The organism is Streptomyces sp. SID14436, from assembly GCF_010548465.1.
In the GTDB taxonomy this organism is placed as follows: Bacteria; Actinomycetota; Actinomycetes; order Streptomycetales; family Streptomycetaceae; genus Streptomyces.
Map to the genome: position 1 here is coordinate 1 of NZ_JAAGMD010000537.1, position 7,122 is coordinate 7,122.

General features: G+C 74.7%; 5 protein-coding genes. All 5 read right to left on the bottom strand.

Annotated elements, in window-relative coordinates; translation table 11 throughout:
* Positions 1 to 151: 151 nt before the first annotated feature.
* Positions 152 to 907, bottom strand: coding sequence for an ABC transporter permease (locus G3I53_RS18820; RefSeq protein ID WP_164334538.1), 756 nt, complete (start codon positions 905 to 907; stop codon positions 152 to 154).
* Positions 904 to 1,896: an ABC transporter ATP-binding protein gene (locus G3I53_RS18825; protein WP_164334537.1), complete on the bottom strand. Its 993-nt coding sequence runs from the start codon at positions 1,894 to 1,896 to the stop codon at positions 904 to 906. Before G3I53_RS18825 ends, G3I53_RS18820 begins: the two co-directional genes overlap by 4 nt.
* A gap of 144 nt (positions 1,897 to 2,040) precedes the next feature.
* Positions 2,041 to 3,186 (bottom strand): M50 family metallopeptidase, encoded by a 1,146-nt coding sequence (locus G3I53_RS18830; protein WP_343240647.1) that lies wholly within the window; start codon positions 3,184 to 3,186, stop codon positions 2,041 to 2,043.
* Positions 3,183 to 4,319 carry a lantibiotic dehydratase C-terminal domain-containing protein gene (locus G3I53_RS18835; RefSeq protein ID WP_164334971.1) on the bottom strand — a complete coding sequence of 379 codons (1,137 nt, stop codon included), beginning with the start codon at positions 4,317 to 4,319 and terminating at the stop codon, positions 3,183 to 3,185. Before G3I53_RS18835 ends, G3I53_RS18830 begins: the two co-directional genes overlap by 4 nt.
* Positions 4,307 to 7,048 (bottom strand): lantibiotic dehydratase, encoded by a 2,742-nt coding sequence (locus G3I53_RS18840; protein WP_164438571.1) that lies wholly within the window; start codon positions 7,046 to 7,048, stop codon positions 4,307 to 4,309. The genes G3I53_RS18835 and G3I53_RS18840 overlap by 13 nt, the downstream gene beginning before the upstream one ends.
* Positions 7,049 to 7,122 lie beyond the last annotated feature (74 nt).

Sequence of the window (7,122 nt, forward strand, 5' to 3'; positions counted from 1 at the left end):
TCGGGCGCCCCGGCGTCGCCGCCGCCCGCGCCGACGGCGCCCACCGGCACCACCCGGGGGGCGCCGGCCCCGAAGCGGGCGTCGAGGAACTCCTGGAGCGCGTCGCGGGCCCCGGTCATCGGATGCGGCAGCGTGCCGCGGGCGGGCGCCGTCATGAGCTCTTCGTCCAGCGGAAGAGGCGGGCGGCGAGCAGCCCGAACACCACGGCGAACACGACGAGTCCGGCGCATCCGGCCCCGATGTCGCCCAGGTCGCCGCGCCCGGTCAGGGCCGCCGCGACCGCGTCGTTGAGGTAGCGCAGCGGCAGGACCAGGGAGATCTTCTGCAGCCAGTCCGGCATGGCGTCCAGCGGGAAGAACGACCCGGACAGGAACGCCATCGGCAGCATCAGGAAGTTGGCGATCGCGGCCACCGACTCCGGCGTGTTGCCGATGCTGCCGACGATCACGCCGAGCAGGAGGAACGTGGTGACGCCGAGGACCAGCACCGGGATCAGCAGCGGCCACCGGGAGGCGGGCACCAGGTCGAAGCCGGGCAGCATGGCCACCCCGACGAACAGCGCCGACTGGACCAGCCCCACGCCCACCGCGAGCACGTAGCGGGACCCGATGACGGCCGACAGCGGCGCCGGCGACATGCGGATCATCCGCAGGATGTCGTCCGCACGCCACTGCATCAGCGTGAACCCGATGCCGAACACGGCGGCGTTGGCGACGCCCCAGGACAGCACCCCGGAGGCGGTGTAGGAAAGGTAGGAGAAGCCGCTCTCCTCGACGTCCCGGCCGCGGAAGATGAGCCCGAAGACGACCAGGAAGATCAGCGGGAAGGCGAAGGTGAAGAAGACCGTGGTCCTGTCCCGGACCTGGGCGCGGTAGCCCGCCGCGGTCAGCGCGGTGTAGGCGCTCATGCCTGCTGCTCCTGGTGGTTCGGGGCCCGGTCGTCCGGGGCCGTGGTGTCGCCGGTCCGGCCGGCCCGGCGGGCGGTGATCTCGAGGTACACGTCCTCGAGGCTCGGCATGCGGGTCTGCACCCCGTCCAGGCCGGTCAGCGGGTCGAGCGCGGCCAGCACCCGCCCGGTGGCGCGCGTCTCCAGCACGAGGTGCCCGCCCTGCACGGTGACCCGGTCCACGCCGGGCAGCGCGGCGGCCGCCGCCTCGTCGATGCGGTCCGCCGGCACCAGCAGCCGCCCGGCCGCGCCGAAGGAGCCGATCAGGTTCTGCGGCGCGTCGGTGACGACGAGCTGCCCGGCGACGAGGATGCCCACCCGGTCGCAGAGCGCCTCCGCCTCGTCCAGGTGGTGGGTGGTGTAGACGATGGTGCGGCCCTCGGCCTTCAGGCCCCGCAGCACCTCCCACAGGTCGCGCCGCCCCTCGGGGTCGAGCGAGGCGGTCGGCTCGTCGAGGAAGATCAGCTCCGGCCCGTGCACCAGCGCGGAGGCGATGGCCAGGCGCTGCCGCTGCCCGCCGGAGAGGTCGTCGACCCGGACGCGGTGCCGGTCGCCGAGGCCCACCGACTCCAGGGCCGCGTCGACGGCCGCGCCCCGGACGCCGTACAGCGCGGCGACCGTCCGCAGGTGTTCGTGGACGGTCTGCCGGACGAAGAACGCCGACGACTGGGTCTGCACGCCCATGCGGGGCAGCAGGCCGGTGTTGCGCGGCCAGGGGGACTCGCCGAACACCGTGACGGAGCCGGAGTCGGCCTTGCGCAGGCCCTCCATGATCTCCACCAGGGTGGACTTGCCCGCGCCGTTGGGGCCGAGCAGTCCGAAGAACTCGCCGCGCCGGACCTCCAGCGAGACGGCGTCGACGGCCCGCCGGTCGCCGTACCGCTTGGTCACGTCCCGGACCGTGACGGCCGGCGGGGGCCCGTCCGCGGGGACGGGGTGGGTGGGGGTCATGTGCGGTACCTCATTCGTCGGTTGCGCGGTCCAGGGGGGACGGACCGGGTCGGGGGACGGGCGGCGGGGCGCTCCGGTGCGGGGGCGGCGTACGCGGGGCCGGCGCCTGCGGGGGCGTCGTGTGCGGGGTCGTCGCCTGCGGGGTCATCGCATCACCAGCAGGGCGACGGCGGTGACGCTTCCGGCCACCGCGAGCAGCACCAGCGCCACGGCCGTCACGGCGTACGCGGTGTGGATGCGGCGGGCCCGCGGCGGATAGGCGGCGACCGCGTCCCGGCCGCGCCGCCGCAGCTTCAGGTAGGCGGCCGTCTCGGGGGCGAGGTTCGCGGTGCCCAGGGCGTGGCCGAGCATCCGGTAGCCGTCCAGCGGCGGCAGCGGCACGAGGTTGCTCAGCGCCTGCACGATGCCCACGAACAGCATGCCGGTGAGCGGCGCGCGGACCGGGTCGGACGGGTCCAGGAAGGCCCACCACAGCCCGAGGGGCAGCAGGAGCAGGAGGTTGACGTGGGCGCCCGCGGCGGCGACCACCAGTTTGGCCCGACGTCCCTTCAGGAACAGGTAGTTGCCGACCGTGCAGTACATCATCATGGCCGGGAACCGCCAGCGCAGCCCGATCTCCGTGACCACCCCGCCGTAGTGGCGGGCGGCGACGCCGTGGGCCAGTTCGTGCGCGCAGACGCTGAACCACAGGAACACCGCGAACGGGACCAGCAGCAGGGGCCGGGTGAGCAGCTCCACCGTGCCGTCCCAGGCGGCTCCCGGATCGGCCAGGACGACGGCCGTCATCATCAGGACCGCGCCCAGCAGCGGCAGTTGGACCCAGGAGCGCAGCAGCGGGCGCAGCAGCCGGTGCAGCCGCCCGGTGGTCGCCTGCGCGTCGGCGACGGTCCGGCGGCTGCCCTTCCACAGGGTGCCGGTGCGGGCCGGGGGCGGCTCGGGCGGCGCGGGGTCCGGGGAGCCGTCGAGCAGCCCGCGCGTGCCGAGCAGGCCGAGCAGCCGCGTCCACTGTTCCGGCGGGAGGCGGCGCCGGAACCGCTGCGCGTAGGCGGCCTCGACGTCGTCGGCGTCGCGGGTGCCGTCGAGCAGGCCGAGGACGAAGCGCTCCCGGGGGCCGATCTCGAACGCGGCCTGGCTGACGGGGTGTTTGACCAGGTGCACCGTGCGGGGGCCGCGCAGCAGCGCGGGACTGATCAGCACCCCGTCGCGCAGGGCGGGCCGGTAGGCCCGCACGGCGTCGGCCGTGCGCTCCGCGGTCGTGTGCTGCGGGGCGGGGCGGTCGGTGGCGCTCACGAGGCGTCTCTCCGTCCCCCGGAGGTCTCCGGCTCGCGCAGGACGCGGCCCAGCACGAAGGCCAGGTACGCCTCGTCCCGGATGGTCACGTGCAACCGGTTGTTGGTCATGTGCATGTACGGCGACAGCAGCCGGGGCAGCACCGCCGGGACGTGCGTGACGGTCACCAGGGGAGCCGCGTCCGGGTCCTCGGCACGCTCCTGCCCGGCGTCCTCCCGGGCCGGGCCCTCCCAGGCGGGGAAGGCCAGCTCCCCGCGCTCCGTCAGGTCCACCACCCGCGCGCGCAGCTCGAGGCAGTGCTCGGCCCAGCGCCGCAGGAAGGGCGGCAGCCGGTCTGTGCCGCCGTCCGCCACGACCGTGCGCAGCATCGCGAACCGGGCGCCGAGCGCCGGCGCCATCTGCGCGTAGGTGCGCTCGTACTCCGTGGAGCCGATGAACCCGGTGCCCGGGAACAGCCGGTGCCAGAAGGCGTAGTAGGAGTCGAGGTAGTCGGCGAGCCGGTCCTCCTCGGGCAGGAAGCAGCTCGCCATGACCATCATCAGCTGCGCCGACGTGCCGAGCAGCACCGTCCGCACGTGCAGGTTCATGCTCCGGTACGCCTCCAGCACCAGGTCGCTGGAGTGCCGGAAGTGCCACTCGGCCAGCTCCACCCCGGCCGGGCCGCCGTACTTGGCGTACTCGGGGGCGTAGACCTCGTACCGGTAGGAGTTGTTCGGGCGGAGGTTCATCCGGCCGTCGGGGCCCATGTAGCGGGCCCGGTCCTCGCCGGGGAACTCGATGTCGAACAGCGAGTTGTAGAAGTCCTTCAGGAAGCCGGAGTCGACCTCGTAGAGCGCCGGGCGGGTCTTCAGGAAGTGTCCGATCGCCTCCTCGGCGCGGCGGCGCACCTCCGGCTCGGCGTCGGGGCCGCTCGGCCGCAGCCGCAGCCGCACGTGCGGGCCCTCCAGCCAGTAGTTGATGAAGAAGTGGCCGGACAGCAGGCCCTCCTCGGTGAGCCGGTCGACCAGCGGGCGCACGCAATGGACCAGCAGCGGCTGCGGGTTGGCGGCGTAGTGGACGTGCAGGGCCAGCCACGGCGAGGGCGCCGTGCCGGGGCCGGGCCGGAACGCGGCGGGCTCGGTCAGTTCGGGCATGACGGGGAGATCTCCGTGGGGGACGAGGGCAGGGGACGGGTGGTGAAGGTCTCCACGGCCAGCTCGGCGACGTGCCGGCCGCGCGCGGAGGTGAGATGGAGGGCGTCCTCGGCGGGGAGCATCTCCCGGAACGTCACCCGGACCCCGGGCCCGCGCTCCACCAGGGCCTCGAAGGCGGCCAGCGCGAGGGGGCTGTCGAAGTCGACGTACACCGGCTTCGCACCGACCGGCCCCCGGTCGGGGAGGGCGACCGTGGCGAAGCAGCGGTCCGGCAGCCCGTGCGCCCGCTGCCAGCGCAGCCAGCGCAGGTAGTGCTCCTCCTCCCCGGTGCCGGGCTCGCGGACGGGCAGCACCTCGGCGTCGGCGGTCCAGCTGCGGCGGCTCACCACCACGTTCCCGTGCCGCACGCGCGGCCGGCGGGTGACCCCGTCCACCGGCTCGGCCTCGGGGACGCCCGCCCACACGTCGACGGGGGCCATGGTGCTGGGGGAGAGCAGCAGCAGGGTGCGCGGGATCTCCGGGAGCGCGACCGGCACCAGGTAGCCGAGGTACACCGGGACGACCTCCCGGCCCAGGCGGCGGGAGCGCAGCACCAGCCGGCCGGCCCGTTCGTCGTGCTCGACGTAGAGGTCGTCGAGATGGATGCGGGCGTCCTCCGGTACCGAACTCGTCTCGCCGGGGCAGACGATGTGGTGCCCGGTCAGGCGCCCGTGCAGGTTGAGGTTGCTGCTGACCGGCCCGCCGGTGACCTCCGCGAACACCGCCCCCTCGGGCGCCCGGGCGGCCATCTCCTCGCGCAGCGTCGCGGAGAGACCCGGCGCGTCGTCGCCGCCGGCGTCCGGTCCGGCGCCGTCGTAGAGGTGGGTGAACCGGCTGAAGGGGAAGGCCAGTCCGCCGTACGACTTGTTCAGGACGACCAGATCACGGTCGGGTCCCTCCGGGGCGCGGCAGAGCTGGAGATGGTGGCTCTGGGGCGTGAAGTGCCCGGTGAGCGGCTCCAGTTCAGTCGCCGTCCCGGCCAGCAGGCCCTCGGGGAGCTCCAGTTCCTCCGCGTCCCGGCCGTCCTGCCACAGGGCGCGCATGCCGTCGTGGAAGTGGCGGCGGGCACGGTCGAGGGTGCGCATCTCGTCCTGCCCGAGCCAGTTCTCCTCCGGGACGTAGGCGCCCGAGGCGTCGAAGGGCACGCGCCGGCCGGTGAAGGAGACGTACTGGTCGAAGAAGTCCTCGTGGAAGTCGTGCACCAGGCCCAGCAGGTCGTCGCAGCGGCCCCCGCGGCCGTAGCGGGCGAGGAAGAAGCCGAGCAGGGTGACGCGGTGCGGCAGCGTCAGGTCGAACAGCGGCAGCACCCCCTCCACGGCCCGCAGCGACCTCCCGGTGTCCCCGCCCAGCACCCCCGGACCGCACACCAGGTCGCCCCCGGTGTCGACGTCCTCGTACACCAGGGTCTGCGGCAGCGTCGGCTCCTCGGCCCCCAGGTCGCGCTGCGCGTCCAGCAGGCCGGCGCGCAGGGTGCTCAGCAGGGCGCGGCGCCCGGCGGTGTCCGCCCGCGGGTAGCGGTCCAGGCACCGCGCCGGGCCGTCCAGCAGGCCGGCCAGCCGGTCCGCCCAGGGCACCGCGAGGGAGCGCAGCGCCTCCTGGTAGGACCGCAGCGGGTCACGGCTGTGCACGTCGGTGCGCAGCACCGGGACCTGCACCATGCCCAGGTCCAGCAGGGCCGACGCGTACCGTTCGCACTCCTCGCGCCCGGCGCCGTGGCCGCGCTCCAGCCGGTCCACCAGGTCCCGGTGCCGCACCGGCTCCTCGCGGTCGCCGAGCCACTCCAGGAGGGCCTCCAGGGTGCCGCTGCTGCGCAGGAAGAACAGCCGGTCGCGCACCGCGTCGAAGGTCACCGCCGCGCTGTCGTCGCCCGCGGTCATCACGTGCCGCACGTAGCGGATGCGGTCGGCGTCGCGTCCCCAGCCGGGGGACAGGACCAGGGGCAGGTCGCGGCGGCGCTCCGGGTCGGCGGTGATCAGCTCCGTGAGCCGGGTCAGCACCACCACGTTGAGCCGGACATGGCTCACCCAGTCCTCGCCGCACGTCAGACCGGCCCCGTCGTCCCCGGGCGGACCGGCGAAGCTGCCGAGGCCGACACCGGTGAAGGTGCTGAACGGGCTGGTCTTGCAGGCGGTGCGGTACAGGTATGTCAGCGCCGACCGCTCGATCTTGCGCAGCCTGCTGCCCGGCCGCCCCGAACCGTCCTTGAGGTAGGAGTCGAGCCGGCCGTCGAGGGCGGGCGAGGCGAGCAGCAGGCCGTGCCGCAGCCGGTCGTCGGCCAGCGCGGTGCGCAACGCCCGTCGGCTGTCGTCCAGTTCGGCGGCGAGCAGGTCCCCGCCGTCCGCGCGCAGCTCCTCCAGCCGGGCGCGGTCGCGCAGCCAGTCGGCGGTGCGCCGGCCGGTGTCCGGGTCCCGGTCCGTCACCAGGCGGACGGCGGCCGCGGGATCGGCCGGGAGCCGGTTGTTGAACACCTGGCGGCGCAGGTTGATCAGGGCGCGGCGCGCGGCGGCATCGCCGGGCGCCTCGTCGGGGCCGGTGGTCGCCTTGACCAGGGTGTGCAGCAGGTCGCTGAGTTCCGCCCCGGCCGCGGTCAGGCGGGTCTCCTCGGTGAGCACGACCTCGGCCCAGCGGCGGGTGCGGGGGCAGCGCAGCCCGTGCACGGTCTCGATCGGCAGGCCGGCCGCGCGGAGCACGAACCGCCGTCCGGGCTCCCAGCGGGTGCCGGCGGGGCCGGGCGGGGCGGCGGGAGCGGTCGCGGCTGCGGTGG

Coding starts and splice junctions, on each gene's coding strand:
- G3I53_RS18820 (WP_164334538.1), bottom strand. CDS start 907: ATGAGCGCCTACACCGCGCTGACCGCGGCGGGCTACCGCGCCCAGGTC.
- G3I53_RS18825 (WP_164334537.1), bottom strand. CDS start 1,896: ATGACCCCCACCCACCCCGTCCCCGCGGACGGGCCCCCGCCGGCCGTC.
- G3I53_RS18835 (WP_164334971.1), bottom strand. CDS start 4,319: ATGCCCGAACTGACCGAGCCCGCCGCGTTCCGGCCCGGCCCCGGCACG.